Origin of the sequence: Pseudomonas sp. WS 5503 (genome assembly GCF_012985385.1) — a bacterium.
In the GTDB taxonomy this organism is placed as follows: domain Bacteria; phylum Pseudomonadota; class Gammaproteobacteria; order Pseudomonadales; family Pseudomonadaceae; genus Aquipseudomonas; species Aquipseudomonas paracarnis.
The window spans coordinates 258,825-285,504 of record NZ_JAAQWI010000009.1 but is presented as its reverse complement, the minus strand read 5'-3'; the positions used below and the strand labels follow the sequence as shown (position 1 = coordinate 285,504).

The window sequence follows — 26,680 nt, the reverse complement described above, 5'->3', positions numbered from 1 at the left end:
GAATCACGTGATGCCAAAGCCTTTAGTACGTTCTGCGCTGTTTGTGCCGGGCAGCCGCCCGGAGCGGTTTGCCAAGGCCCTGGCCAGCGGCGCCGACGCAGTGATTGTGGATTTTGAAGACGCGGTGGAAGAGCCGCTCAAACGTCAGGCCCGGGATAATCTGGGCGCGTTCCTGCACGCCCATCCTGAGGCCCAGGTGTGGGTGCGCATCAACGCGCCGCAACATGCCGAGCATTTTGAGGACGTGGCGTTCTGCAAGGCCCATGCAAATGTCGCCGGGGTATTGCTGCCCAAGGTCGAAAGCGCGGCCCAGGTGGCTGTGGTGGCCGCGACCGGCAAGGCTATCTGGCCGATTATCGAAAGCGCACGCGGTTTGCTGGCACTGGCGCAGATTGCCCAGGCGCCCCAGGTGGAGCGCCTGTCGTTCGGTGGCTTGGACCTGGCGCTGGACCTGAACCTGAGCAGTCACTCCCGTGCCGCCGAATTGGCCCTCGACCAGGCGCGCCTGGCGTTGATCGTGCATTCGCGCGCCGCGGGCCTGGCGGCGCCGCTGGACGGCGTGCACCCGGCCATCGACGACCCCGAAGGCCTGCACCGTTCGATCCGGCACGCCTATGAGATGGGTTTTGCCGGGGCGTTGTGCATTCATCCCAAGCAAGTGGCGGTGATCCATGCCGCGCTAGCGCCGAGCGCCCAAGAGCTGGCCTGGGCCAGGCGGGTGGTGGAGGCGGGCGTCCATGGGGCAGGGGCTTATCAGATTGATGGGCAGATGGTGGATGCGCCGGTGTTGCTGCGCGCGCAACGGCTGCTCACTGCCAGCTCTGACTGACGGAACCTGGAGCCAAATGTGGGAGCTGGCTTGCCTGCGATAGCGGCAGAACAGTCAATGTCTGTGTCGCCTGACACACCGCTATCGCAGGCAAGCCAGCTCACACACTGGACGCATTCGGCCAGGCCGAACGCAGGTATCTAAAATTCGAAATTCACGACACGCGTAACATCAGGCACCTTGCCTTAAACACAACAATAAGAAGGTGATTCCCATGCTCAAGCTTTCCCGGGCGCTGCTGTGCGCCGCCACCTTGTTTACCGCTGGCCTGGCCCAGGCGGCAGACCCGATTGTGATCAAGTTCGCCCACGTGGTTGCTGAAAACACCCCTAAAGGCCAAGGCGCGCTGCTGTTCAAAAAACTTGCTGAAGAGCGCCTGCCCGGCAAGGTCAAGGTCGAGGTGTACCCGAACTCGTCGCTGTTTGGCGATGGCAAGGAAATGGAAGCATTGCTGCTGGGTGATGTGCAGATGCTGGCGCCGTCCCTGGCCAAATTCGAGCACTACACCAAGCAAGTGCAGATCTACGACTTGCCGTTCCTGTTCAACGACCTGGCCGCCGTCGACCGTTTCCAGGCGGCCCAGGGCAAGCAACTGCTGACCTCGATGCAGGATAAAAACATCCTCGGCCTGGCCTATTGGCACAACGGCCTCAAACAACTCTCTGCCAACAAGGCCCTGCATGAACCCAAGGACGCCCGTGGCCTGAAGTTCCGCGTGCAGGCTTCCAGTGTGCTCGAAGAACAGTTCAAGGCGATCCGCGCCAACCCGCGCAAGATGAGCTTTGCCGAGGTTTACCAGGGCCTGCAGACCGGTACCGTGAATGGCACCGAGAACACTTGGTCGAACTATGAAAGCCAGAAGGTCAACGAAGTGCAGAAGTACTTCACCGAGTCCAACCATGGCCTGATCGACTACATGGTGATCACTAACGCGACATTCTGGAACGGCCTGGCGCCGGATGTGCGCAGCACCCTGGAGCAGATCATGGCCGAGGTCACCGTGGAGGTGAACAAGCAGGCCGAAGCGCTGAACCAGTCGGCCAAGCAGAAGATCATCGACGCCAAGACCAGCGAAATCATCGAACTGACCCCCGAGCAACGTGCGCTGTGGCGCGAAGCCATGCGCCCGGTGTGGCAGAAGTTCGAAGGCGAGATTGGGGCCGGCCTGATCAAGGCGGCGGACCAGTCCAATCAGTAATCCCCTGTGGGAGCGGGCTTGCCCGCGACTGATCGTTCCCACGCTCCGCGTGGTAATGCATCCCGTGACGCTCCGCGTCGCCTTACGCACGGCGTGATACAGAACGTGGAACGTCCGGGGCGGCATTACCACGCGGAGTGTGGGAACGATCTAGCAGGTTGACCTGGCTTTTTACCTATCTCTGCCTCGCGAGGTTTTGCCATGCAAACGCTAAGGCGCGTCTGGGAGCACCTGGAGGAAGGCTTTATCGCTTTCCTGCTGGCCGCCATGACCCTGGTGACGTTCGTCTACGTCATGCTCAACAACGTCTACACCCTGTTCTTTACCCTGGCCGACAAATGGGCCTGGAGCAGCCCCTTCTTCAATGCCCTGGGCGACGGCAGCATGACGTGGGCCCAAGAGATGACCTGGAGTGTGGCGCTGACCAAGGCCATGTTCGGCTGGTTGATTTTCTTCGGCATTTCCTACGGCGTGCGCACTGCTGGCCACCTGGGTGTGGACGCGCTGGTGCGGCTGACCCGGCGCCCGGTGCAGCGTCTGCTCGGCATGCTCGCCTGCCTGTGCTGCCTGGCCTATGCCGGGCTGTTCATGGTGGCCAGCTACAAGTGGGTAAGTGCGGTGATGACCGCGCATATCGGCGCCGAAGACCTCGACCAGTTCGGCATCGATGTCGGCGACATCGTGGTGATCGTGCCCATTGGCTTTGCGTTGGTATTGATCCGCTACCTGGAAATTTTCTACCGCATCTTTACCCACCGCCAGGTCGGGTTGGGGTTGGCCGACGAGGCCGGTGAGGCCAGCAAGTTGGCCGGCAGCCATGAGGAGCGTCACTGATGGCCGTGCTCTGTCTGTTTTTGCTGTTGTTCGTGTTCATGTTCCTGGGCGTGCCGATTGCGATTGCCCTGGGGCTGTCCGGTGCGGTGTCGATTTTGATGTTCAGCCAGGACTCGGTGAGTTCCCTGGCGATCAAGCTGTTTGAAACCAGCGATGCCTACACCTTCCTGGCGATTCCGTTTTTCCTGTTGTCCGGTGCCTTCATGACCACCGGCGGCGTGGCCCAGCGGCTGATCGACTTTGCCAACGCCTGTGTCGGGCATATCCGCGGTGGCCTGGCGATTGCGGCGGTGCTGGCGTGCATGCTGTTTGCAGCGCTGTCCGGGTCGTCACCGGCCACGGTGGCAGCAGTGGGTTCGATTGCCGTGGCGGGCATGGTGCGCTCCGGTTATCCGAAGGAATTTGGTGCGGGCATCATCTGCAATGCCGGGACCTTGGGCATTCTGATCCCGCCGTCGATTGTGATGGTGGTGTATTCGGCGGCGACCGAAACCTCGGTGGGCAAGTTGTTCATGGCCGGGGTGATTCCGGGCTTGCTGCTGGGCCTGATGTTGATGGTCGCGATCTACATCGTCGCCCGCATCAAGAAGCTGCCGGCGCAACCCCGGGCGACATTCCGTGAATGGCTGAGCTGTGCACGCCGAGCGTTCTGGGGCCTGTTGCTACTGGTGATCATCCTCGGCGGCATTTACAGCGGCATGTTCACCCCGACCGAAGCGGCGGCAGTGGCGGCCGTGTATTCAGCATTCGTCGCGCTGTTCGTCTACAAGGACATGAAGCTGCGCGATTGCCCCAAGGTGCTGCTGGAGTCGGGGCGCTTGTCGATCATGCTGATGTTCATCATCGCCAACGCCATGCTGTTTGCCCACGTGCTGACCACCGAACAGATCCCCCAGCAAATTACCGCGTGGGTAATCTCGGAAGGGCTGACGCCGATTGGCTTTTTGATCATGGTCAACGTGGTGCTGCTGATTGCCGGCAGCTTTATGGAGCCTTCGGCCATTGTGCTGATCCTGGCGCCGATCTTTTTTCCGATTGCGATGAAGCTCGGGATCGACCCGATTCACCTGGGGATCGTGATGGTGGTGAACATGGAAATCGGCCTGGTGCACCCGCCGGTGGGGCTGAACCTGTTCGTGACCTCGGCGGTGACCGGGCTGACATTGGGGCAGACTATTCGCGCGGCGATGCCGTGGCTGATGATCCTGTTGGTGTTCCTGATCATGGTGACGTACTTGCCGTTCATTTCCCTGGCGCTGCCGCAGTGGCTCGGAATGTAGGGTGGGAGGGGGCTTGCCCCGATGGCGATGAGTCAGACACTCCCTCATCGGGGCATAGGTATCTACACAACTCAGGGACGACGCAGGCCCTGTGGCGAGGGAGCTTGCTCCCGTGACTACCCAACGGCGGACGCTGATCTAACTGACGCGCCGCGATCCAAATGTGGGAGCTGGCTTGCCTGCGATGGCGGCCTTATTGGTCCATCGCACTCAAGATCGCGTGCGCTACTTTCACCCTTTCGGCATTCGGGTAGTTCCGGTTCGCCAGGATCACCACCCCCATGTCCTTGCTTGGCACGTACGCCACGTAAGCACCAAAGCCGCCAGTGGACCCGGTTTTGTTGTACAGCACGTTGGCCGGCTCGGCCTGGGCGGGTGTCAGCCAGGTGACCTTGTGCGGCTCCATCGCCATCGGTGTGGAGTTGCCGTCCAGTAACGCTTGCAGGCCGATGGGGTAGGGGTAGCGTTCCCAGCCCAGCCCCTGGGTCATGCCGTTGACGGTGTAGTAGCCGGCGTGAGTGGTGGCAATGGCCTGTTGCACCGGTTGTTCCAGGGTTTGCGGGTGCATGTTCGCGATCACGTAGCGGGCCAGGTCCTGGCTGCTGCTCTTGAGGCCGTAGGCTTCGAAGTCCAGGGCGCCAGGGTTGACGCGTACCGGTTTCTGCTGGCTGTCATAGCCCTGGGCGTATTGGCCAGCCTTGTCGGCGGGGACGCGGGTATAGGTATTGGTCAAGCCCAGCTTGGGCAGCAGGGTTTTTTCCATGGCGACGGTGAAAGGCTGGCCCAGGCTTTTTGCGGTCACGTAACCGAACAGGCCAATGCTGGGGTTGGAGTAAAGGCGTTGTTCCCCCGGCGCATAAGTGGGTTTCCAATGCTGGAAGTAATCCATCATGGTGGTTGCACTGTCGGCGGCATCCGGAAACTGCAGCGTCAGGCCGCCGGCGGTATAAGTGGCCAGTTGCAGCAGGCTGATGCGATCGAACGCGCTGCCAGCCAGGACGGGCAGATGTTGGCTGGTCATGTCCGACAGCTTGAGCTTGCCGATGGCCTGGGCATACCCGCCGAGGGTGGCGTTGAAGGTTTTGCTCACTGAGCCGATTTCGAACAGGGTGTTTTCGGTGACGGGTGCCTGGGTGTCTTTGGCGGCGACGCCGTAGTTAAAGTATTGCACCTTACCGTGTTGGACGACCGCGACCGTCAGGCCCGGGATGCCTTGCTGTTTCATCAGAGGGGTGACGTGGCTGTCCACGACCTGGCGCATATCGGTGGCTGCCATGCAGCTGCCGGCGCCGAACAACAAGGCTGAAACCGCATATTTTTTCAGGGTGTGTTTCATGGTTCGCTTCCATGTAAACAAGGCAATGACGATCGGAACCTGCGCAGGCGTGGCAAATGTAGGTGGATTTCCGGGCGCCGGCAAACGATGATATCTCGCACCTGCCATTAGAAAAATTTGGGTCAAGCCATGTTGCGTTCCCACCTGCCGCTCAATGCGTTGCGCGCTTTCGAAGCGTCGGCGCGCCATTTGAGCTTTACCCGTGCGGCCATTGAGCTGTGCGTGACCCAGGCGGCGGTCAGTCATCAGGTCAAAAGTCTCGAAGCGCAACTCAACGTCACGCTGTTCAAGCGCCTGCCACGGGGCTTGATGCTCACCAGCGAAGGCGAATCCCTGCTGCCCGTGCTGCGTGACGCCTTCGACCGTATTGCCCTGACCTTGGATCAATTTGAAGGCGGGCATTACCGTGAAGTCCTGACGGTGGGGGCGGTCGGCACCTTTGCGGTGGGCTGGTTGTTGCCACGCCTAGCGGATTTTCACAGCCGCAACCCGTTGATCGACTTGCGCTTGTCCACCCACAACAACCGCGTGGATGTCGCTGCCGAGGGCCTGGATTATGCCATCCGCTTTGGCGCCGGCGCATGGCACGGCACCGACGCCTGCCCCTTGCTTGAGGCACCGCTGACGGTGTTGTGCGTGCCGCAGATTGCCGAACAACTGCACAGCCCGGCTGACGTACTGAAACACACCTTGCTGCGTTCCTACCGTGCCGATGAGTGGAACCTGTGGTTCCAGGCCGCCGGTTTGCCCAGCGATACACGGATGCCGCGCAGCGTGGTGTTCGACTCTTCGCTGGCGATGATGGAGGCCGCGCTGCAAGGGACTGGCGTAGCACTGGCGCCAGCTCTGATGTTTTCACGGCAATTGGAGAACGATGTGATCCGCCAGCCGTTCGAGGTGGGGATCACCACCGGCAGCTATTGGTTGACGCGCTTGCAGTCGCGGGCTGAGACACCCGCGATGTTGGCGTTCAAAGGGTGGTTGCAGGCAAGTGTTGGATAACATTTGGGGAGGCAGGCCCTCATTTATGTAGGAGCGAGCTTGCTCGCTCCTACATCAGGTATTGGCGGAACCATCCCAGGGTGCGTTCCCAGGCAAGGTTCGCCGCTGCTTCGTCATAGCGCGGTGTCGAATCATTATGGAAACCGTGATTGGCGCCCTTGTAGATAAACGCCTCATACCTCGTCCCCGCGGCCTTCAATGCCTGTTCATACGCCGGCCAGCCTTCATTGATGCGCGTATCCAGCTCACCGAAATGCAACATGACCGGCGCCTTGATGCGCGGCACGTCCTTGGCGTCGGGTTGGCGCCCGTAGAACGACACTGCCGCGCCCAGTTCCGGGTAGGCCACCGCCGCTGCATTGGTCACGCCACCGCCATAACAGAACCCGGTGATGCCGACTTTGCCCGTGCTGCTGTCGTGCTGCATCAGCCACTCGATGGCGGCAAAGAAGTCGTTCATCAGTTTGGTCGGGTCGACGGTCTGCTGCAGGGCCACGCCTTTTTCATCATTGCCAGGGTAGCCGCCCACCGAGGTCAGGCCGTCGGGGGCCAGGGCGATAAAGCCGGCCTTGGCCAGGCGTCGGGCGACGTCTTCGATATAGGGGTTCAGGCCCCGGTTTTCATGCACCACCACCACGGCGGGCAGCTTGCCTGCCGCCTTGGCTGGGCGCACCAGATAGCCGCGCACGGTGCCGTTGCCTTTGGGCGAGGGGTAGGTGATGTAGTCGGCGACGATATCCGGGTCGGTGAATTTCACCTGCTCGGCCAGGGCGTAATTGGGGCTCAGGGCCGCGAGCAATGCCGAAGCGGTGAGGCCACCGAGGGTGAACAGCGCGGCGCGGTCGAGAAATTCGCGGCGGTTGATCTTGCCGTGGGCATAGCCGTCGTAGAGTTCCAGCAGTTCGGGAGCAAAGTCTTTCGCGGTCAGACGAGTCATCGGTGCAGTCCTCGATTAGCGGTTGCCGTCACTGTAGACCAGGATCAAACCTCGCGGCCATGGGCGGCGGCGGCCAGTTGCCCGGTGTCGACGCGCACGAACACCGAGTCGCCGACGGCGGTGAGCACGCTGCCTGCATACACTTCGCAGACCACCCGGCTTTTGCGACCGATTTCGCCTTCGACCCGCGCCCGCAGGACCAGGGGCACACCCATGGGCGTGGGCTTGATGAATTTGATCCCCAGGTTACCGGTGACGCAGTCGATGCGCGGCAGGCTGCCGGGTTCACGCTGTTCGGCGCGGTAGTGGTAGGCCATGGCGGTCCAGTTGGAATGGCAGTCCACCAGCATGGCGATCAGGCCACCGTAGACCAGGTCTGGCCAGCCGCTGTATTTGGCCTCGGGTTGATGCTCGGCAATGACGTGTACGCCATCGTCATCCCAGCGGCTCTTGATGTGCAGGCCATGAGGGTTGCTGTTGCCGCAGCCGTAGCAGATGCCTTCCGGCGCCGTGGTGTCCTGGAGAGAAGCGCTGTGCATGCAGAGTCCTTGTTGTTGTTTGGGCGACGCTTCTATTTAGCAGGCCAGGGGTTAGCGAGCAAACTTCTTCGCCCCGGCCACGCAGCCGATCACCGCCACCGTCACCAGCACCATGCCCAGGCTGACCTGTTCATGCAGCAAACCCGCCGCCAGCGCCAGGCCGAAGAACGGTTGCAGCAACTGCAACTGGCCGACCGCGGCAATCCCGCCCTGGGCCAGGCCGCGGTACCAGAATACAAAGCCGATCAACATGCTGAACACCGCCACGTAGCCCAGGCTCAACCAGGCCGGCAAGCTGATACCGCTGAGGGTAGACGGCGCCAACAACAGGCTCAAGGGCGCCACCACCGGCAGCGACACCACCAGCGCCCAGCAGATCACCTGCCAGCCGCCCAGGCTGCGCGACAGCTTGGCGCCTTCGGCATACCCCAGGCCGCATGCCAGCACGGCCAACAGCATCAACACATCGCCCGCGGGTGCGGCGCTCAAGCCTTGGGCAACGGCATATCCCATCACCAACAGGCTGCCCAGGATCGAAAACAACCAGAACACCGGCCTCGGCCGTTCACCGCCGCGCAGCACACCGAACACCGCCGTAGCCAGTGGCAGCAGGCCGATAAAGACGATGGAGTGGGCCGAGGTCACGTACTGCAGGGCCAGGGCCGTCAGCAGTGGAAAGCCGATCACCACGCCAAGCGCGACGATAACCAGCGGTGCCCATTGCTGGCGCGTGGGGCGTTTTTCCTTGAATACCCCCAATAGGCACAACCCCAGTAGCGCCGCGAGGGTGGCGCGGATCATGGTCAGGAACACCGGATCGAATTCCATCACCGCCAGGCGCGTGGCTGGCAGCGAGCCGCTGAAAATCACCACACCGATAAAGCCGTTGATCCAACCCTGGGTGCTGCTGTCCAGAGTGCCGAGAGGAGAAGTGCGTTCCATGGGGGACCTGTCCGAAAATGGCAGTTGCGTGCTGGGCATCCTAGGATTGAAGATTAGGACAATCAAAAAATTGTCATGGATACATCCCTATGCCCCGTGCTCGCTACAAGACGCTGGTCGATACCTTCGCCGAGGCCATCCGCAGCGGCCAATTGCAGCCCGGCACGCGGTTACCTACCCATCGGCGATTGGCCGCCGAGCATGGCCTGGCGCTGGTCACTGCCAGCCGGGTGTACAGCGAGCTGGAAGCCATGGGCCTGGTCAGTGGAGAAACCGGGCGCGGCACCTTTGTGCGTGAGATTGCCTTGCCACCGGGGCAGGGCAGTGGGCAGATGACGGTTGCGGCGGGTTTGCTTGACCTGAATTTCAACTATCCGTCTTTGCCGGGTCAGGCCGAGCTGCTGCGCACGGCGTTGCGCCAACTCGCCCTGTCCGGCGATCTGGAGGCGTTGCTGCGTTACCAGCCCCATGCCGGACGTGTGCACGAGCGCGCCGCCGTGGCCCGGCACTTGTTGAACCGAGGGTTGACGGTGCAAGCCGAGCAGGTGCTGGTGGTCAGCGGCGCCCAGCATGGCCTGGCGGTGAGCATGATGACCTTGCTCAAGCCTGGGGATGTGGTCGCGGTGGATGCACTGACCTATTCGGGGTTCAAGGTGCTGGCCGAAACCCTGCACCTGGAACTGGTCGCCATCCCAGTCACAGCCAACGGCCCTGATCTTGACCACCTGCACAGCCTGTGTCGCCAGCGCCCGGTGCGAGCGGTGTACAGCATGCCGACCCTGCATAACCCGCTGGGCTGGGTGATGAGCCTGGCGCAGCGCGAGCGCTTGGTGGCAATCGCCCGGCAGCACAACCTGATGATCATCGAGGATGGCGCCTATGCGTTTCTCGCCGAAGAAGCGCCGCCACCCTTGGCGACCCTCGCACCCGAGCGCACGGTGTACATCGGCGGGCTGTCCAAGAGTGTCGCCACCGGTTTACGCGTGGGCTTTATCGCTGCGCCTATGGCTTGGGTGAGCGGCTTGGAACGCACGATCATGGCCACTACCTGGAACGTGCCGGGGGTGATGAGCGCGATTGCGGTGGGCTGGCTCGAGGACGGCACGGTGGCGCAACTGGAGGCGCAAAAGCGTGCGGATGCCCAGGCTCGTCAAGCGTTGGCAGCACAGGTGCTGAGGGGCGTGAAGACCATCAGTCACCCGTCCTCCTACTTTCTGTGGCTACCGTTGGCGGAAGACGCCCGCGCCGATCAGGTCGCCATGACCTTGCAGCGCGCGGGCATCTCGGTTTCAACCGCCGAACCGTTCGCGGTCTCGGCCCAGGTGCCCCACGCGCTGCGCCTGGCCCTGGGTTCGGTGCCCATGGCGGCATTGCGTGAGGCGCTGGTGAAGGTGCGCAAGGTGGTGGCGTGGTGAGTTTTGCTCAGTACTTGTAAGCCTGGCGCCCAATCAGCAGCCATTGGCCGTGCTGTTTTTGCCAAACCTGAAAGTTGTCGATATCGGTTGGTGTGTCCACACCGCTGTTCACTGCCAAGGCGTGGAAGTGGTTGCGCACCAGAGCGGTATCGCCGTTGAGAGTGATGGTCTGGTTTTGCATCTCCAGGGTTTTGAATGCGCTGGTATGGGTTTCCAGGTCGGCAATGAATTGCGCCTTGTTTTGCACCTTGCCGCTGGAGTGGCCGTAGGTGAGCTTGTCGGACGTCAGTGCATGAAGCTGCTTGAGGTCCAGATGCAGCATGGCTTGGGTCAATTGATCGACTGCCTGGGCTACATCCCTCTCGGCGGCGCCGGGCGCGGCGGCGACGTAGCCGGAGAAGAGGCACAGAAATCCGATCAGCACTTTGAAGTTGGACATGGGTGTTTCCTTATTGTTGTTAAGAAATACGACGAGGTATGTCGTCGTACAACCATGCAATATTCTCAAGGCGGAAGGAAAGTGAAATTTTGCAGGAGCTTGAGGTGAGTAGGCGCTAGAGTGTTCATCACATCCGCGCAGCCGAGGTACATCATGGATTTTGACTGGCACAGCGACGTCATCACCCGCGCTACACCCGTCACCCCTAGCTATAAAAACACCCAGAACGTGCGCCGCTTTATGCTTGAGCAGTGTGGCCCGGCGTTCAAGTTCAACCGTCCATTCATGGCGTGGATTCGTAACGGCGCACCCAAGACTTTGGGGGATGTGGTGGAGGAGTGGCAGCGTCGCAACGAGGTGCTTCGGTTCTCGCACCACGGTGTTTGAACTGAAATATGAACAAAAAGTGTGGGAGCGGGCTTGCTGTGGCGAGGGAGCTTGCTCCCGCTCGACAGCGCAGCTGGAGCCGGCTTTTTGGGGGCGCTACGCACCCCAGCGCAAGCAAGCTTGCTCGCTACAGCAAGCCCGCATTTGAGTGAGGAGCCCAGCTAGATAGCCGCCAGCGGTGGCGTACGCGGCGGGATCATCCGTTTGCTGCCGGTGGCTTCGAACGCCGAGGCAAAGCGCAACAGCGCCGAATCGTCATAGGCACGCCCGGCGAAGGTCAGCCCCACCGGCATGCCGATGTCTGCCATCACCCCCATCGGCACGGTGACGGTGGGCACGCCCAGGTGGCGGATGGCGAGGTTGCCGTTGGCCACCCACACGCCGTTGCTCCAGGCAATGTCGGCAGACGCTTCGTTCACATCGGCATCCGCCGGGCCTACGTCGGCCACGGTGGGGAACAGCACGGCGTCCAGCCCGAGGGTGTCCATCCAGTCTTCCAGGTCCAGGCGCCGGGTTTGCTCCAGGCCGCGCAGGCCATCGGGCACGGTGCTGATCTGGTCCCATGGCGTTATGCCGCGTTGGGCCATGCGCACGTATTCGTCCATGCCGGCGGCCAGGTCGTCTTCACGGTTGGGCAGGGTGCCGGGGTCGTGGGGGAAGATGCTCGGCCCGTCCACATCGGCCAGGCGGTTCAGGTGCGGGTCGCCGTTGGCGCGCAGGAAGTCATCGAAGGCCCATGCAGACAGTTCCCACAGTTCGTCGTGGAGGAACTCTTTAGAGACCAGGCCACGGGTAAACACCGTCGGCGCGCCGGGGCGGTCGCCTTCGCAGTTGGACACCAGCGGGAAATCCACTTCGATCACTTCGGCACCCGCCGCTTCCAATGCCTGGCGCGCGGCTTGCCACAGTTCGATCACCGTGGCGCGGGTGTGGATCTTTTGTCCGGTCGGGCCGCCGATACCCGGTTTTTCGCTGGTGCCAGCATCCGGGTCGGCGTTGATGTACATGCGCGGCACGCCAAAGCGCTTGCCAGCCAGGTTTTCGCTGTCGACTGCCAGCGCCGCGTAGGACACCGGGCGCACCGAGGTGACGCTGGGGATCGGCACCCAGGGTTGCAGGCGCCACAGGTCACCACGTGTGTCCGGGTCTTCGGCCACCACGACGTCGAGCACTTCCAGCAGGTCTGCCATGGTGCGTGCATAAGGCACCACCACGTCCATGGTCGGGGTCAGTGGCCAGTTGCCGCGCACCGAAATCACGCCACGGGACGGCGTGTAGGCACACAACCCATTATTGGAGGCCGGGCCGCGACCGCTGGACCAGGTTTCTTCAGCCAGCCCGAACGCGGCAAAGCTGGCGGCGGTGGCGGTACCAGCGCCGTTGGAGGAACCCGACGCAAACGGCGCGGTGAGGTAGTCGGCGTTGTAGGGGCTTTCGGCGCGACCGTACACGCCACGCTGCATACCGCCATTGGCCATCGGCGGCATGTTGGTCTTGCCCAGGCAGATAGCGCCACCGGCACGCAGACGCTCAATGGTGAAGGCATCGCGCTGGGCCACCAGCTTGGCAAACGCCGGGCTGCCGGATGCAGCCGTCAACCCCTTGACCAGGTAACTGTCCTTGGCCGTGTAGGGGATACCATCCAGCGGCCCCAGGGTTTGCCCCTTGGCGCGGCGTGCATCAGACGCCTGGGCTTCTTTGAGCGCATCGGGGTTGCGTACCACCACGGCGTTCAGTGCAGTGGCCGTCTGCGGGCCATCGTAGGCATCGATCCGCGCCAGGTACGCCTGCACCAGTTCAACTGCCGTGGTCTGGCCGGCTTCAAGCGCAGCGCGCAATTGGGCAATGGAGACTTCAGTAACTTGCATCACGTTTTTTTCGCCGCCTTCAAGTGGGGGTATGGCGGCAGTCTACGTACAGATATTTCACAAAACCAGCGCGGCATACTTCGTGTAGGCGGCGGGAACGACATCACCAAGCAAGGCGTCAGCAACATTGCGAGTGGCCGCCCTTTATCGCTAAGGTGATCGCGTTGATTAACGTTGCACTTCAAGGAAGAGACCATGCACAGACCTTATATCGCCCTGGCTGCCTTGCTCGGGTTTACCCTCTATACGGTGGCGACCATGCTCACGGCCGAGCAGTCACTGCTGGCATTTGGATGGGAACTGATGTCCCGGCCCGATACGGCGCAGGTGGTGATTGACCTGTATCTGATGGCGGTGCTGGCGTGTGTGTGGATGTACCGGGATGCGCGTAGGCGAGGGCGGTCGATGGTCTCAGTGCTGCCGTATTTTTTACTGACGGCAGTGTTTGTGTCGGTAGGGCCTTTGCTCTATATCGTGGTTAATGGATTTTCTCGCCGGGCCATGAAGTGAGGCTTGTTGCTCCCGTGACGACCTGCCAGCGACGCTGATCTGACTGACACACGACGATCCAAAGTGGGAGCTGGCTTGCTCGCGAAGGCGGCCTGGCAGTCAACACAGTTGGATTGTGGACATATCCGTAGCAGATCAAGAGCGGCTCGCTTCGCATCGTGGTTACCGTTGAGCGCTAAGGAGTTGTGTCGATACCTATGGTTATCGCAGGCAAGCCACCCACCTCTGGATCGTGGGGGGGGGGGCAGGTAGATAGGCTTCGGCTAGCAGGCCGCCATCGCAGGCAAGCCAGCTCCCCCATTTGGATCTAGTGGTGTCAGATAAATATGCATCGGCTGGCAGGCCGTCACGGGAGCAAGCTCCCTCGCCACAGGTCCCGCGTCGCCCCAAAGTTGTAGATAACTACGGCTATGGGGCGACGCAACCGATCAAACGCCTTTGGTCGACGGCAACAGTACCGTGAGGATGCCCACCAGCGGCAGGAACGAGCACAGCTTGTACACGTATTCGATGCCGTGATGGTCAGCGAGCATCCCGAGCAGCGCCGCGCCGATCCCGCTGAAGCCGAACATCAGGCCGAAGAATATCCCGGCGATCATGCCCACATTGCCCGGCACCAATTCCTGGGCAAACACCACGATGGCCGAGAACGCCGAGGCGATGATAAAGCCGATGACCACGCTGAGTACGGCGGTCCAGAACAGGTCGACGTAGGGCAGGGCCAGGGTGAACGGTGCGGCGCCGAGGATCGAGAACCAGATGACTTTCTTGCGGCCGATCTTGTCGCCGATCGGGCCGCCGGCGAAGGTGCCCACGGCCACTGCGCCGAGGAACAGGAACAGGTACATCTGCGAGCTGGCTACCGACAGCTGGAATTTCTCGATCAGGTAGAACGTGAAGTAACTGGTCAGGCTGGTCATGTACCAGTATTTGGAGAACACCAGCACAGCCAATACCACCAGGGCGAAGGTCACGCGGCCTTTGGACAAACCGTGGGTCGCCTGGCTGCCTTGCTTGAGCTTGAACAGGTTGAGGTGGTGGCGGTACCAGCGGCTCAAACCGTACAGCACCAGGATGGCGAACACCGCAAACAGGCCGAACCAGGCAATGTGGCTTTGGCCGTAGGGAATGATGATCGCCGCCGCCAGCAACGGGCCGAAAGCGCTGCCGGTGTTGCCGCCGACCTGGAAGGTCGATTGCGCCAAGCCGTAGCGCCCACCGGAAGCCAGGCGTGCGACGCGGGAGGTTTCCGGGTGGAAGGTCGATGAGCCCACACCCACCAGCGCCGCCGCGAGCAATATCGCCGGGAAGTTGCCGACAAAGGCCAGCATCAGGATGCCGATCAAGGTGCACACCATGCCCGCTGGTAATAACCAGGGTTTGGGGTGGCGGTCGGTGTGGTAGCCGATCCACGGTTGCAGCAGCGAGGCGGTCAACTGGAAGGTCAGGGTGATCAGGCCGACCTGGGTGAAGCTCAGGCCGTAGTTGGCCTTGAGCATCGGGTAGATCGATGGCAGCACAGCCTGGATCAAGTCATTGATCAGGTGCGCCAGGGCACAGGCGCCCAGGACGCGCATGACTAAGGGGCTTACTTGCGGGCTGGTCGAAGGTGCGGCGGGTGACGCTGTGACTGTGGACATGCGGGCATTCCGTACAAGGCAGCTGACAGGCGTGGAGGCGGGCGGCGGTGATGTGAACCGCCACTCCATCTGGACTCGGCGTTTATGCTAGATTCGGCGCCAATGCCTGTCTCGCGCAATTCGTGCAGAAACCATCGCAAAAAGGGCGAAATGATCAAATCACTGGATAAATTTCTGCGAGAGATCGATGAGGGCGACTGGGCCGTCATCAGTTCGGCCACCGATTACCCCGAAAACTGGGTGATCCCCGAACACAGCCACAACAAGCACCAACTGCTGTACGCCATTGGCGGTGTGATGGTGGTGTACTCGGCCCTGAGGCAATGGACGGTACCGCCCAATCGTGGCTTCTGGATGCCTTGCGGTCAAGTTCACTCACTGCGTTGCGTGGGTACGCTGAAGATGCGCAGCGTGTTCGTGCGCCCGGACAGCTTCCCCAACCTGCCGGCCGAGCCCAAGACGGTGACCGTTTCGCCGCTGCTGAGTGAACTGATCAAGGCCTCGGTGAGCTTGAAGCCGCCGTATGCCGAGGATTCACGCGACGCGCGGATCATGCACCTGATTCTTGACGAACTGGCCATTCTCCCGGCCTTGCCGCTGTCGCTGCCCCAGCCTGCCGACCCGCGCCTGAGCCCGATCTGCCTGGCGTTGCAGGATGAACCGAGTGATGCCTCCACCGTGGCCGACTGGAGTGCGCGGTTGGGATTGGACCAGACCACCATCCAGCGCCTGTTCCGCAAGGAAACCGGCATGACCTTCGGCCAATGGCGCCAGCAGGCGCGGTTGCTGCTGGCGCTGGAGCGCATTGCGGTGGGGGAGAAGATCATTGATGTGGCGTTTGAATTGGGCTACGAAAGCCCCAGCGCTTTTACCAGCATGTTCAAGAAACAGTTTGGTAAAACGCCGAGTCATTTTTTCAAGTAGCGTCGCTCGCCATGCGCGCATGAGCAGGGCGCCGGGATGCCAGGTAAGCCAGCAGCGTGGCGACTACCAGCAAGGCGGCGCTCAACTCGAAGGTGGCCCGGTAGCCGCTCAAGTCGAATGCCACGCCACCGACGGTGGCACCGGCGGCAATCGCCAACTGGATGATGGCGACCATCAACCCCCCGCCGGCCTCAGCGTCGTCGGGCAAGGTGCGTGCCAGCCATGTCCACCAGCCAACCGGAGCAGCTGTCGCTACCAGGCCCCAGCAGCCCAACAGCAGGGTGGTGACAATCGCTGAACCGCCGAACCCCACCAGCGCAAGGGCAATGCCGGCCATGATCAACGGAATGGCAATCAGCGTCGGGTACAGGTGACGCTTGAGCAAATGCTCAATCAACACCGTACCCGCCAGGCCGGCCAGGCCGAGCACCAGCAGCATCAGCGACAGGGTGGACACCTCGACCCGGGTCACGCCTTCCAGGAATGGCCGCAAGTAAGTGAACAGCATGAACTGGCCCATGAAGAACAGGCTGACGGCGCACATGCCCAAGGCCACCTTGGAGTTTTTCAGCAGGCGCAGCGCATTGCCGGTGGCCGCCGTGCCGCTGTGCTTGAGCGCCGGCAAGCTCAGCCACAGCCAGGCCAGCGCAATCACGGCCACTGGCACCACGCAAAAGAATGCGCCGCGCCAGCCAATCAGGCCGCCAAGAAAGCTGCCCAGCGGCGCCGCGATCACCGTCGCCAGGGCGTTGCCACCGTTGACGATGGCCAAGGCCCGTGGCACTTGGGCGGGCTCGACCAGGCGCATTGCCGTGGCCGCCGACAGTGACCAGAAGCCGCCAATCGCCACTCCAATCAACGCGCGCCCGAGCATGAACACCGCGTAATTCGGTGCGAACGCCACCACGCTGCCAGAGACGATCATCAGCAGGGTCAGGGCCATCAGCAGGCGCTTGCGATCCATCCGTGCGGCAACCGCCGCGATCACCAGGCTGGTGAGCAAGGCGAACACCCCGGACACGGAAATGCCCTGGCCGGCCTGGCCTTCAGTGATGTGCAAGTCAGCGGCCAGCGGTGTGAGCAGGCTGACCGGCATGAACTCGGAGGCGACCAAGGCAAACGCCGCGAGCGACATCGCCAGCACCGCGCCCCAGCGTTGCGGTTGAGGGGTAACGGAACTCACTGCAAGTGGCTCTGGAAGAAGGTGGTGAGCGTGTCAAATGGGATCAGTTCGACGCGGTCGTACAGGTCTACATGGCCGGCGTTGGGGATGATCAGCAATTGCTTGGGCTCGGCGGCGCGTTGATAGGCGTCTTCACTGAATTCACGGGAGTGCGCGTTGGCCCCGGTAATCAGCAGCAGTGGGCGCGGCGAGATCGTCTCGATATCGTTGAAGGGGTAGAAGTTCATGAACTTGACGTTACTGGTCAGCGTCGGCCGGGTGGTGGTCTGCGATGAGGCGCCTGCCGGGGTGACTTCGCCGCGGGGGGTGCGGTAGAAGTCGTAGAACTCGTCGCCGACCGGATCGCCCGTGAGGCTCTGCGGCGTGCCACCGGTGTAGAGGGTCTCGCCGCCCTGGAACTCTACATAGCGCTGGTTGGCGGCCTGGCGCAGGATCTGCTGGCGCTGTTGCAAGGTCATGCCGTGCTTGAGGCCATTGCGGTTGGCCGCGCCCATGTCGTACATGCTGACGGTGGCGATTGCCTTGAGACGCGGATCGATCTTCGCAGCACTGATCACAAAACTGCCGCTGCCACAAATGCCGATGGCACCGATGCGTTCCCGGTCGACCTGTGGGCGAGTGCCGAGAAAGTCCACGGCGGCGCTGAAGTCTTCCACGTAGAGGTCGGGCAACACCGCGTTGCGTGGTGTGCCGGCGCTTTGGCCCCAGAACGACAGGTCCAGGGACAGGGTCACGAAGCCCTGTTCAGCCATTTTGGTGGCGTAGAGGTTGGCGCTTTGCTCTTTGACGGCGCCCATCGGGTGGCCGACGACCAGGGCTGCGTGCTTTGAGCCTGGGGCAAGGTGCCTGGGCATGAACAGCGTGCCTGCGACCTGCATGCCGTATTGATTGTTGAAGGTGACAGGTTCGGCCGTCACTGTGTCGCTGCTGTAGAAGTTATCCGCACCGTTAGACATATCGGCTCCAAATGAAGAAAGAGAAGTCACCAACAAACCCAGGGCGAGCAAGAGGCGTTTCATAGGGGTGTTCCTCGTGAAGTGTCAGCACATTTTCCGGGTGACGGCAGGGCTTCTGTAGTGCATTTGAGTGGATTACTTGCCTGATCCTCTGAGTTTCAGTGCCAGGTGACGACGCCCGTGGCTTGCGCGAGTAAAGTGCAATGAAGCATCGAAAGGGTCTGTCATGACGTCCACTCCCACCCCCCTGAACGCGCTGATCCAGTCGATTGGTTCGCGCACCCCGTCGCCCGGCGACTACGCCATGCCGATCCCCGGCCTGGGCTTTTATCGGCGTGAGCAACCCGCTGCACCGGTGGTGTGCATGGTTGAGCCGTGCATCGTGCTGGTGGCCCAGGGCGAGAAGCAGTTGTGGGTCGGTGGCGAGGGCTACCCCTACGACACTTCCCGGTTCCTGGTGACGTCGCTGGACATTCCGGCCAATTCCGAGGTGCTGGCGGCCAGCCCCGAGCAACCGTGCCTGGGGCTGACGTTCAAGCTGGACCTGCGCATGCTCGCCGAGCTGATCGCCCAGGGTGGCTTGCCACCGGTGCGTGAGCGCGCAGTCATGAAGGGTGTGGGGATCGGCACGGTCACCGACGGCATGCTGGCCGCATTCGCGCGCCTGGTGGCGTTGCTGGATGAACCCGAGGCTATCCCGGTACTTGCGCCATTGATCCAACGCGAGATTCATTACCGGCTATTGAAAAGCGACCAGGCCGGCCGACTGCGCCAGATCTGCTCGGTGGACGGGCAGGGCTATCGGATTGCCAAGGCCATCGACTGGCTGAAGTTGAATTTCGACGGGGCCCTGCGTGTGGAAGAGCTGGCAGCGCGGGTGCAAATGAGCGCGGCGACCTTTCACCATCACTTCCGGCAACTGACCGCGATGAGCCCGCTGCAATACCAGAAATGGCTGCGTCTGAATGAAGCACGACGATTGATGTTGAACGAGCACCAGGATGTCTCCAGTGCCGCGTTCAAAGTCGGGTATGAGAGCCCGTCGCAATTCAGCCGTGAGTACAGCCGGCTGTTCGGGGTGCCGCCCAAGCGTGATATGGCAACACTGCGGGGCCGGGCGGGTGTCAGTGATCCGCCGGGGTCAGATTAGCGTAGAAGATGCAGCCAATCAGCCGTGCGAACAGGCTCAGGGTTTCCGGCAGGTTCGGGTCGTCGAACAGCATGGCCCGTGAGTCCAGCGCACACAGCGCCCCGAACAGGCGGCCATCGGGCAGGAAGATCGGCGCGCCGGCGTAGCTTTCGATGGCGTATTGCTTGACCACCGGGCGTGACGCGAAACGGCCGTTCTGGCTGATCTGGGGGATGAACAGGGTGTGTGGGTTGATGCAGAACTCACTGCACAGGGTGGTTTCAAGGTCGAGTACGTCGTCGACGTTGATGCCCATTTGCAGCGGGTCGTAGGCCGAACACACCACCCATTCCTGGTCGGTGAACTTGGCGATGCCGGCGAATCTCATCCCGGTCAGACGAGTGACCAGCTTGAGGATGTTGGTGGTTGCTTCAATTTCGGCAATGGCGGCGCGCTCGTCTGCGCTGAGTAACCTGTGTGCGGCGGTGACGCTTGAAACCATGCTGAACGCTCCAATGGCGTGGTCGCAGGCCGCGACCACGCACAGTCAGGTTATTAGTTGATGCGCGGGTGTTGCTGTACCAGGTTTTCCCGCTTGGTTTGCAGCGCGGCAATCTCGGCATCGATGTCTTCGATTTTCTGCTCGATATTGTCGTGATGCTCCTGCAGCAGCTCCTTGGCTTCTTCCATGTCGGAAGCCGCCGGGGCCGCGCCACGCAGGGGCTTGTTGGCGGTTTCCTTCATGGTCAGGCCCGTGATCAGTCCAACCACTGCAAACACCATCAGGTAATAGGCGGGCATGTACAGGTCGTTGGTGCTCTCCACCAGCCAGGCCACGGCGGTCGGCGTAACACCGGCGATCAGTACCGAGACGTTGAACGCACTGGCCAGGGCGCTGTAGCGCAGATGGGTGGGGAACATCGCTGGCAAGGTCGACGCCATCACGCCGATAAAGAAGTTCAGCACCACCGCCAGAATCAACAGGCCGCCGAAAATCAGGCCGGTCTTGCCACTGGTGATCAGCATGAAGGCCGGGATCGACAGGAACAGCAGGCCAATGCTGCCGGCGATGATGAAGGGCTTGCGGCCGATCTTGTCGCTGACAAAACCAATGAACGGCTGCACGAACAACATACCGACCATAATCGCGATGATGATCAGCACGCCGCTGTTTTCGGCATAGTGCAGGTTGTGGGACAGGTAGCTCGGCATGTAGGTGAGCAGCATGTAGTAGGTCACGTTGGTGGCCGCGACGATACCGATGCAGGTCAGCAGGCTGCGCCAGTGCTTGGTGGCGATTTCCTTGAACGAGACTTTAGGGCCGTGGCTCAGGCCTTCGCGGTCACCCTGTTCGAGTTTGTCGACATGCTGTTGAAACGCCGGGGTTTCTTCCAGCGCGTGGCGCAGGTACAGGCCGATGATGCCCAGGGGCAGGGCGAGGAAGAACGGCAGGCGCCAGCCCCAGGCCTCGAATTCGGCTTCACCGAGCACGGTGGAGATCAAGACCACCACACCCGCGCCGAGCACGAAACCGGCGATGGAGCCGAAGTCCAGCCAGCTGCCAAGGAATCCGCGCTTGCGGTCCGGGGCGTACTCAGCCACGAAAATCGACGCGCCGGTGTACTCGCCGCCCACCGAGAAACCCTGGGCCATTTTGCACAGCAGCAACAGGATCGGGGCCCAGATGCCAATGGAGGCATAGCCGGGGATCAAGCCGATGGCAAAGGTGCTCAAGGACATGATCACGATGGTGGCGGCCAGGACTTTTTGCCGCCCGTACTTATCGCCCAGTGCGCCGAAGAACAGGCCGCCCAGCGGGCGAATCAGGAAAGGTACGGAGAAGGTGGCCAGTGCTGCGATCATCTGCACGCTGGGGGAAGCGTCGGGGAAGAACACCTTGCCCAGCACATAGGCGACAAAGCCATAGACGCCAAAGTCGAACCATTCCATGGCATTGCCAAGTGCGGCGGCGGTGATCGCCTTGCGCATCTTGTTGTCGTCGACAATGGTGATGTCTTTCAATCCGATGGGTTTGACGCGTTTTTTACGTAGTTTCATGCGGGCCACTCAAAAGCTGAACAGGGGAGGTGCCATCGCTACGATGGCACCGCTCTGTCAGTTCAGATACAAGTGGACACGAAATAATTCACCGCTTTGTGTATTTTTTATCGCATGGGATGAAACGTCGGTTTTCGAGGCTTATGCATAACTAGCGGCAAAACAGATCAAATGTGGGAGCTGGCTTGCCTGCGAAAGCGGTGGTTCAGTCAAAAATTCAGTGCCTGGCACTCCGGCGAGGTGACGAGGGCGGCTGTACTGTTGGCATTTGTGTTGTCTGACCTATCGCCATCGCGGCCTCGCTACAGCTCGAGCACTCCCACAGGGGGGTTGTCATTGTCAGTCAGGCAAAACAGGGAAGTCATTTAAATGCCAAGCAGTCATTCACGCCTTACCTACCGCCAACCACGACCCGCAGACGTTCAGCGATTGTTCGCGATCTTCGGCGATCCACAGACCAACCTGTTCAATCCTGCCGGCCCGCTGCCCAACCTGGGGGCGGCACAGCGGCTATTGGATCACTGGCTGGAACAATGGGCTTCCCAGAGCTACGGCTGGTGGGCGATTGCCCGCAAAGAGACCCCCGACCACATCATCGGGTTTGGCGGCATCGCGCCCCTTAATTACCTGACGCAGCGGCGCATCAACCTTGGCTATCGTCTGGCCGTGGAGGCCTGGGGGCAGGGGTATGCCACTGAGCTGGGTCGTGACGCCCTGGCGCTCGCGTTCGACACGCTATCGCTACCGGAAGTCTTCGGGTTAGTGCGGCCCGATCATGCTGCGTCGATCCGCGTATTGGAGAAGCTCGGCATGCAACGCTTTGGCCTGCTGGATGATGTCCCCGGTCAAGCGCCCAGCCTAGTGCTCAGGGTTTGTCGTCCTACAACTGCACAGCACTGACATTTTTCGAATTCACGTAAATACTGGATAAGCGGCAATCTTTGCGATTGACATTGCGCGGGCGTCTCGCTATAAAACTTGCAGTTGTACGACGACATATGACGTTACATATGTCCTACCTAACAAAAATAAAAAGTGATGCCATGAATCTGAACGAGCCCATCAGTTCCCTTCGTGTCGGCCAGGCGGTCGGCAGCTATCGCTGGACGATCTGCGCGATGTTGTTTTTCGCGACCACGGTCAATTACCTCGACCGCCAGGTGCTCAGCCTCTTGGCACCGCAACTGTCAACGCAGTTTGGCTGGAGCAACACCGATTACGCCAACATCGCGGCGGTGTTCCAGTTTGTCTACGCCATTTCCATGCTGTTTGCCGGGCGCTTCGTCGACAGGATCGGCACCAAGGCCGCCTATATGGTAGCCATTGGCATCTGGTCCACTGGCGCGATCATGCATGCGTTTTCGGTGCCGATGGGCGAGGGCATCGCGGCGGTCAGTGGTGCCATTGGCCTGGCCGTAATCCCGGTGTCCATTGCCGGTTTCATGCTCTCACGAGCGGTATTGGCGATTGGCGAAGCGGGTAACTTCCCGATCGCGATCAAGGCCACTGCCGAATATTTCCCCAAGAAAGAACGCTCCCTGGCCACCGGCATCTTCAATTCCGGGGCCAACGTCGGTGCGATCCTGGCGCCAATCTGTGTGCCACTGATTGCTGGTATGTGGGGCTGGGAGGCAGCGTTTATGGTCATTGGCATGCTGGGTTTTGTCTGGGTAGCCGTGTGGGCCGCTGTGTATGAAAAACCGGAACAGCAAAAACGCCTGTCACCTGAGGAACTGGCCTACATCCGTAGCGACCAGACCGTTCAACCATTTACCCCGGCACCGACGGGCACCGCAGGGAAGAAAGTCTCCTGGTTCAAACTATTGACCTACCGCCAGACCTGGGCGTTTGCCTTCGGCAAGTTCATGACAGACGGCGTGTGGTGGTTTTTCCTGTTCTGGTTGCCCACCTACCTGTCTGCCCAATACGGCATGAAAGGCGCCGATATCGTGATGCCGCTGGCGGTGCTGTACAGCATGACCATGGTCGGCAGTATTGGCGGCGGCTGGTTCCCCAGCTACTTCATGGCGCGCGGCGATGCCCCCTATGACGGGCGCATGAAAGCCATGCTGGTGATTGCGCTGTTCCCGCTGGTGGTGTTGCTGGCGCAGCCGTTGGGTTACCTCAGCTTCTGGGTGCCGGTGCTGCTGATCGGTGTGGGCGCTTCGGCACACCAGGCGTGGTCATGCAACATTTTCACCACCGTATCCGATATGTTCCCGCAGAAAACCGTGGCCTCGGTGGTCGGCATTGGCGGCATGGCCGGTGGCCTGGGTGGCGTGCTCATGACCAAGATCGGTGGCTGGGTGTTCGACTATTACAAGTCCATCAACGACATCCATACCGGCTACATGATCATGTTTGCCATCTGCGCCCTGGCTTACCTGGTGGCCTGGAGCGTGATGAAGACGCTGGTGCCGCGCCACAAGGAAATCACTGACCTGTAACGCCGCCTAGAAAGGTCATCAAGGCAGCGACGATGACCTCGGGCGCGTCCTCTTGCACCAGATGCCCCGCACGCGGGACGCGCGGGTAGCGTGCACCTAATCTACCTGCGAGCGCGTCGCCCTGTGCCACGTTGATCCATTGGTCCTCCTCTCCCCAGAGCAATTGCACCGGGCAACGCAGCCCGGTGAGCCGGTCTTCAATCTGGTCGGTATAGCGCTGGTCCATTTGCGCAATCTGGCGATAGAAGGCGGGCTGGCCAATCTCGCCTGTCCAGGGCGTGACGTAGGCGAGCAGCACCTCGGCAGGCAGCGGCGTGAAGGCGGCGCCCTGTAGATAGGCACGCACAATCGCCTCATGGATATAGGCCGGCGCGTCGCTGAAGGCCTGTTCATGGCGGCGCACATGCTGCACCAGCGGCGAACCCCAGGGCGCCATGGCGACGGGGTCGATCAAGGTCAGGCTGGCATAGTCGCAGCCATCGAGCAGATGCGCACGCAGCGCCGTGGCGCCGCCAAAATCATGGGCCAGCACATGAGGACGTTCCAGGCCCCAATGGTGTAGCAGGGCGGCGAGCAACAGGTTTTGCACGCCCAGGGACACGTCCTGGCCCGGCGCCTGTTCAGACTGGCCATAGCCAAGCAGGTCGTAATAGAACACGCGGTACTGCTGGGCGAACAAGGGCGCGATACGCCGCCACACATGGGAAGAGAACGGCGTGCCATGCACCATCACCAGCGCAGGCCCCTGGGTACCCAGCTGGCCCCAGCGCACGGTTTGATTGTGGAAGTCAAAGGTGTGGGGCAGTGCCAGTGCGTCGTTTGAATGGGTCATGGTTGTGTCTCCCCTAAGGTCTGATGGGTTGTGGCGGGTTTTGCCTGCGCCAGGAGGATACGAACCGCCATGACCACGCCGACGAGCACGGCAGCCAGGCCCACGGCTTCCATTGGCGTCGGCCAGCGCTGGTGAAAGCCTAGACCGAGCAGGCTGGCGAAGAGTGATTCCAGGGCAATCAACTGACCGCTCAGTACCATGGGCAGGCGCCGCGTTGCCGCATTCCAGGCCCAGGCGCCGACCACCGTGGACATCACCGCGATGCCCAGGCTCCAGGCATACAGCGGCCATGCCTGGCTCCAAGCCGCGCCAAGGGTCGGCAACCGGAACAAGCCCAGCGCGTATAGCCATGGCAGCAGGCACAGCGCCGCGCCGCCTGCGCCTACCAGCATCAGGGCAGTCCACAGACCGGTTGCGCTGGCTGGCAGGCGCGCCAGTTGCTGTTGATTGATGACGCTGAACCCCAGCCACAAGGCCACTGCGCCCAGGGAGAAGCACAAAGCCGCCAGCCAGGAACCGGTGCCGGAGGCGGGCAGTTGGAGGCTGCTGACCGTGGCCAGCAACAGCCCCATGGTGAGGCAGGACAACGGCATCACCAACTGGCGCCATTGCAGGGTCTTGTGACTGGCGTTGCCTATCAACGCCAGTAGCACCGGGACCATGCCGACAAACGCTGGCGTCAGCACCGGGCCGCCGAACATCACGCCGGCAGCAATGCACACGCCATAACCGAGGCAACCCAGTGCGCCCAGTGCTGCCGCCAGTACGCACTGGCCGGTGCTGAGTACACTCAATTGCGCCCTGCACACCATGATCCAGACGAGACCCAGCCCACCGGCCATCAGAAACCGTACGGCCATCAAGTCGTAGAGGCTGTAGACGCCGGTGACGTAGGGCGCAATGAAGTTCAGCGCCCAGCCAAGGGTGGCGACAACGGCAAATATCACACCGGTAAAGAGTGAGGTGCGGGCGCTGGTCATCAGGCTGATCCATGAAGTGAGGGATTCATGGTGCCCAGCGCTGCGGCTGTGCTACAAACGAGTTTTCAGCCTTGGATGCATAACCACAGATTATGAATGCACTTGGCAAAACCTTACCGCCTCTGGCCAGCCTCCTGCCGTTTGAAGCGGCGGCGCGCCTGGAGAGTTTCTCCAAGGCGGCCGATGAATTGCACATCACCCAGGCAGCGGTCAGTCGGCAGATCCGCGGGCTGGAGGACAACCTGGGGGTCAAGCTGTTTTGTCGGCGCAACCGTGGGGTGTTCCTGACGCAAGAAGGGCGTGAGCTGGGGCGGGTGGTCAGCCTGGCCTTGCACAGCATCAGTGAGGGCGCGGTCAGCCTGAGAACATCGCCCCAGCGAAATCGCGTGGTACTGCTATGCCAGCTATGCGAGGCGTTCTATTGGTTGATGCCGCGCCTGGCGACCTTCCACCAGCAATACCCGCAGATCGAGATCCAGGTGGTGACCTGCACGCGGCCGATCACCCAGTTCGACGGGCATTTCGATGTGGCCCTGCAAAGTACCCGACGCGCCAGTGGCAGCAATACGCTGATGTTCACCGCCTCCGACGAGGTGTTCCCGGTGTGCAGCCCCAGCTACCTCTGCCCGGAACAACCGTTATCACTGGCTGAATTAAAGCCCTGCACATTTCCGCACCACAGCTCCGAGCCTCCGCATTTGATGGAGTGGGATGAGTGGCTGCAGATGTTCGGCCACACGCTGGCCATGGATGCACGCAGTGCCACCTTCGACAGTTACCCGCTGATGTTGCAAGCCGCCGTGGAAGGGCACGGTATCGCCATGGGTTGGCGTCGTACCGCAAGCCGGCTGATTGAGAGTGGGGCGCTGGCGCGGCCCTGCGCAGAAAGCGTGTTTTTGCCCGAGGCTATTTCGGTCTACAGGCAGCAAGGGGCGGGCAGTCGGGAGGAGGTCACGGCGTTGTTGGCCTGGCTTGACGCACAATTGCAAAGTGACGGCTGACAGGGGCGTCGCTG

Annotated in this window: 26 protein-coding genes; 13 read left to right on the top strand and 13 right to left on the bottom strand. The window is 61.5% G+C overall.

Features of this window, described 5'->3' with window-relative positions; genetic code table 11:
• The first annotated feature begins 10 nt into the window (after window positions 1–10).
• The 4 genes from HBO10_RS23065 to dctM all read left to right on the top strand — a co-directional run bounded on the left by HBO10_RS23065 (window position 11) and on the right by dctM (window position 4,141).
• Window positions 11–829, top strand: coding sequence for a CoA ester lyase (locus HBO10_RS23065; RefSeq protein WP_034125998.1), 819 nt, complete (start codon window positions 11–13; stop codon window positions 827–829).
• Window positions 830–1,043: 214 nt separating this feature from the next.
• Window positions 1,044–2,027: a TRAP transporter substrate-binding protein gene (locus tag HBO10_RS23060; RefSeq protein ID WP_034125997.1), complete on the top strand. Its 984-nt coding sequence runs from the start codon at window positions 1,044–1,046 to the stop codon at window positions 2,025–2,027.
• Between the two features lie 201 nt (window positions 2,028–2,228).
• Window positions 2,229–2,861, top strand: a complete 633-nt coding sequence (locus HBO10_RS23055; RefSeq protein ID WP_034125996.1) for a TRAP transporter small permease — start codon at window positions 2,229–2,231, stop codon at window positions 2,859–2,861.
• Window positions 2,861–4,141, top strand: coding sequence for a C4-dicarboxylate TRAP transporter large permease protein DctM (gene dctM, locus HBO10_RS23050; RefSeq protein WP_014718351.1), 1,281 nt, complete (start codon window positions 2,861–2,863; stop codon window positions 4,139–4,141). The genes HBO10_RS23055 and dctM overlap by 1 nt, the downstream gene beginning before the upstream one ends.
• 193 nt (window positions 4,142–4,334) lie before the next feature.
• Here the strand turns inward: dctM and ampC are convergent, their stop codons facing one another.
• Entirely contained in the window at window positions 4,335–5,477 is a 1,143-nt protein-coding gene (gene ampC / locus HBO10_RS23045) for a class C beta-lactamase (RefSeq protein WP_034125995.1), read from the bottom strand.
• Between the two features lie 129 nt (window positions 5,478–5,606).
• Here ampC and HBO10_RS23040 point away from each other — a divergent pair, with 129 nt between their 5' ends.
• The gene (locus HBO10_RS23040) at window positions 5,607–6,479 is read left to right on the top strand and encodes a LysR family transcriptional regulator (RefSeq protein ID WP_034125994.1); all 873 of its coding nucleotides are present in this window, start codon (window positions 5,607–5,609) and stop codon (window positions 6,477–6,479) included.
• 49 nt (window positions 6,480–6,528) lie between these two features.
• On the opposite strand, the gene yghX is transcribed toward HBO10_RS23040, so the two are convergent.
• The 3 genes from yghX to HBO10_RS23025 are packed head-to-tail and all read right to left on the bottom strand — an operon-like array spanning window position 6,529 to window position 8,897.
• Complete coding sequence (gene yghX / locus HBO10_RS23035; RefSeq protein ID WP_034125993.1) at window positions 6,529–7,416, bottom strand: YghX family hydrolase; 888 nt, start codon at window positions 7,414–7,416, stop codon at window positions 6,529–6,531.
• Window positions 7,417–7,460: 44 nt separating this feature from the next.
• Window positions 7,461–7,955, bottom strand: a complete 495-nt coding sequence (locus HBO10_RS23030; protein WP_034125992.1) for a thioesterase — start codon at window positions 7,953–7,955, stop codon at window positions 7,461–7,463.
• A gap of 51 nt (window positions 7,956–8,006) precedes the next feature.
• A complete protein-coding gene (locus HBO10_RS23025; protein ID WP_034125991.1) occupies window positions 8,007–8,897 on the bottom strand; it encodes a DMT family transporter in 891 nt (296 codons plus the stop codon).
• Window positions 8,898–8,986: 89 nt separating this feature from the next.
• Between HBO10_RS23025 and HBO10_RS23020 the strand changes: the two genes are divergently transcribed.
• Window positions 8,987–10,312 (top strand): PLP-dependent aminotransferase family protein, encoded by a 1,326-nt coding sequence (locus tag HBO10_RS23020; protein WP_034125990.1) that lies wholly within the window; start codon window positions 8,987–8,989, stop codon window positions 10,310–10,312.
• A gap of 7 nt (window positions 10,313–10,319) precedes the next feature.
• On the opposite strand, the gene HBO10_RS23015 is transcribed toward HBO10_RS23020, so the two are convergent.
• On the bottom strand, window positions 10,320–10,751 hold the full coding sequence (locus tag HBO10_RS23015) for a nuclear transport factor 2 family protein (protein ID WP_034125989.1): 432 nt from the start codon (window positions 10,749–10,751) through the stop codon (window positions 10,320–10,322).
• Between the two features lie 153 nt (window positions 10,752–10,904).
• Between HBO10_RS23015 and HBO10_RS23010 the strand changes: the two genes are divergently transcribed.
• Entirely contained in the window at window positions 10,905–11,138 is a 234-nt protein-coding gene (locus HBO10_RS23010) for a DUF6434 domain-containing protein (RefSeq protein ID WP_034126369.1), read from the top strand.
• Window positions 11,139–11,299: 161 nt separating this feature from the next.
• On the opposite strand, the gene HBO10_RS23005 is transcribed toward HBO10_RS23010, so the two are convergent.
• Complete coding sequence (locus HBO10_RS23005; RefSeq protein WP_034127601.1) at window positions 11,300–13,009, bottom strand: amidase; 1,710 nt, start codon at window positions 13,007–13,009, stop codon at window positions 11,300–11,302.
• Between the two features lie 192 nt (window positions 13,010–13,201).
• Between HBO10_RS23005 and HBO10_RS23000 the strand changes: the two genes are divergently transcribed.
• Window positions 13,202–13,516, top strand: coding sequence for a DUF2834 domain-containing protein (locus HBO10_RS23000; RefSeq protein WP_034127600.1), 315 nt, complete (start codon window positions 13,202–13,204; stop codon window positions 13,514–13,516).
• A 428-nt stretch (window positions 13,517–13,944) separates the two neighbouring features.
• Here HBO10_RS23000 and HBO10_RS22995 read toward each other — a convergent pair whose 3' ends face one another.
• Window positions 13,945–15,156 (bottom strand): MFS transporter, encoded by a 1,212-nt coding sequence (locus tag HBO10_RS22995; RefSeq protein ID WP_003190861.1) that lies wholly within the window; start codon window positions 15,154–15,156, stop codon window positions 13,945–13,947.
• A gap of 102 nt (window positions 15,157–15,258) precedes the next feature.
• Here HBO10_RS22995 and HBO10_RS22990 point away from each other — a divergent pair, with 102 nt between their 5' ends.
• Window positions 15,259–16,080 carry a helix-turn-helix transcriptional regulator gene (locus tag HBO10_RS22990; RefSeq protein ID WP_034127599.1) on the top strand — a complete coding sequence of 274 codons (822 nt, stop codon included), beginning with the start codon at window positions 15,259–15,261 and terminating at the stop codon, window positions 16,078–16,080.
• Here the strand turns inward: HBO10_RS22990 and HBO10_RS22985 are convergent.
• Both HBO10_RS22985 and HBO10_RS22980 read right to left on the bottom strand, forming a co-directional pair.
• The gene (locus HBO10_RS22985) at window positions 16,073–17,263 is read right to left on the bottom strand and encodes an MFS transporter (RefSeq protein WP_034127598.1); all 1,191 of its coding nucleotides are present in this window, start codon (window positions 17,261–17,263) and stop codon (window positions 16,073–16,075) included. The two genes, HBO10_RS22990 and HBO10_RS22985, sit on opposite strands and share 8 nt — an antisense overlap.
• On the bottom strand, window positions 17,260–18,282 hold the full coding sequence (locus tag HBO10_RS22980) for an alpha/beta hydrolase (RefSeq protein ID WP_034127597.1): 1,023 nt from the start codon (window positions 18,280–18,282) through the stop codon (window positions 17,260–17,262). The genes HBO10_RS22985 and HBO10_RS22980 overlap by 4 nt, the downstream gene beginning before the upstream one ends.
• A 163-nt stretch (window positions 18,283–18,445) precedes the next feature.
• Between HBO10_RS22980 and HBO10_RS22975 the strand changes: the two genes are divergently transcribed.
• A complete protein-coding gene (locus HBO10_RS22975) occupies window positions 18,446–19,369 on the top strand; it encodes an AraC family transcriptional regulator (protein WP_034127596.1) in 924 nt (307 codons plus the stop codon).
• Here the strand turns inward: HBO10_RS22975 and HBO10_RS22970 are convergent.
• Together HBO10_RS22970 and proP are read right to left on the bottom strand one after the other, a co-directional pair.
• On the bottom strand, window positions 19,344–19,850 hold the full coding sequence (locus HBO10_RS22970) for a GAF domain-containing protein (RefSeq protein ID WP_020302594.1): 507 nt from the start codon (window positions 19,848–19,850) through the stop codon (window positions 19,344–19,346). The genes HBO10_RS22975 and HBO10_RS22970 overlap by 26 nt on opposite strands.
• A gap of 53 nt (window positions 19,851–19,903) precedes the next feature.
• Window positions 19,904–21,406 carry a glycine betaine/L-proline transporter ProP gene (gene proP, locus HBO10_RS22965; RefSeq protein ID WP_014718644.1) on the bottom strand — a complete coding sequence of 501 codons (1,503 nt, stop codon included), beginning with the start codon at window positions 21,404–21,406 and terminating at the stop codon, window positions 19,904–19,906.
• A 369-nt stretch (window positions 21,407–21,775) separates the two neighbouring features.
• Here proP and HBO10_RS22960 point away from each other — a divergent pair, with 369 nt between their 5' ends.
• Window positions 21,776–22,306 (top strand): GNAT family N-acetyltransferase, encoded by a 531-nt coding sequence (locus tag HBO10_RS22960; RefSeq protein ID WP_034127595.1) that lies wholly within the window; start codon window positions 21,776–21,778, stop codon window positions 22,304–22,306.
• A gap of 143 nt (window positions 22,307–22,449) precedes the next feature.
• Window positions 22,450–23,853, top strand: coding sequence for an MFS transporter (locus tag HBO10_RS22955; RefSeq protein ID WP_034127594.1), 1,404 nt, complete (start codon window positions 22,450–22,452; stop codon window positions 23,851–23,853).
• Here HBO10_RS22955 and HBO10_RS22950 read toward each other — a convergent pair.
• Together HBO10_RS22950 and HBO10_RS22945 are read right to left on the bottom strand one after the other, a co-directional pair.
• Window positions 23,840–24,685 carry an alpha/beta hydrolase gene (locus HBO10_RS22950; protein WP_034127593.1) on the bottom strand — a complete coding sequence of 282 codons (846 nt, stop codon included), beginning with the start codon at window positions 24,683–24,685 and terminating at the stop codon, window positions 23,840–23,842. The two genes, HBO10_RS22955 and HBO10_RS22950, sit on opposite strands and share 14 nt — an antisense overlap.
• Window positions 24,682–25,665 carry a DMT family transporter gene (locus HBO10_RS22945; protein ID WP_034127592.1) on the bottom strand — a complete coding sequence of 328 codons (984 nt, stop codon included), beginning with the start codon at window positions 25,663–25,665 and terminating at the stop codon, window positions 24,682–24,684. The genes HBO10_RS22950 and HBO10_RS22945 overlap by 4 nt, the downstream gene beginning before the upstream one ends.
• A 92-nt stretch (window positions 25,666–25,757) precedes the next feature.
• Between HBO10_RS22945 and HBO10_RS22940 the strand changes: the two genes are divergently transcribed.
• Entirely contained in the window at window positions 25,758–26,666 is a 909-nt protein-coding gene (locus HBO10_RS22940) for a LysR substrate-binding domain-containing protein (protein WP_034127591.1), read from the top strand.
• The last annotated feature ends 14 nt before the right edge of the window (window positions 26,667–26,680 follow it).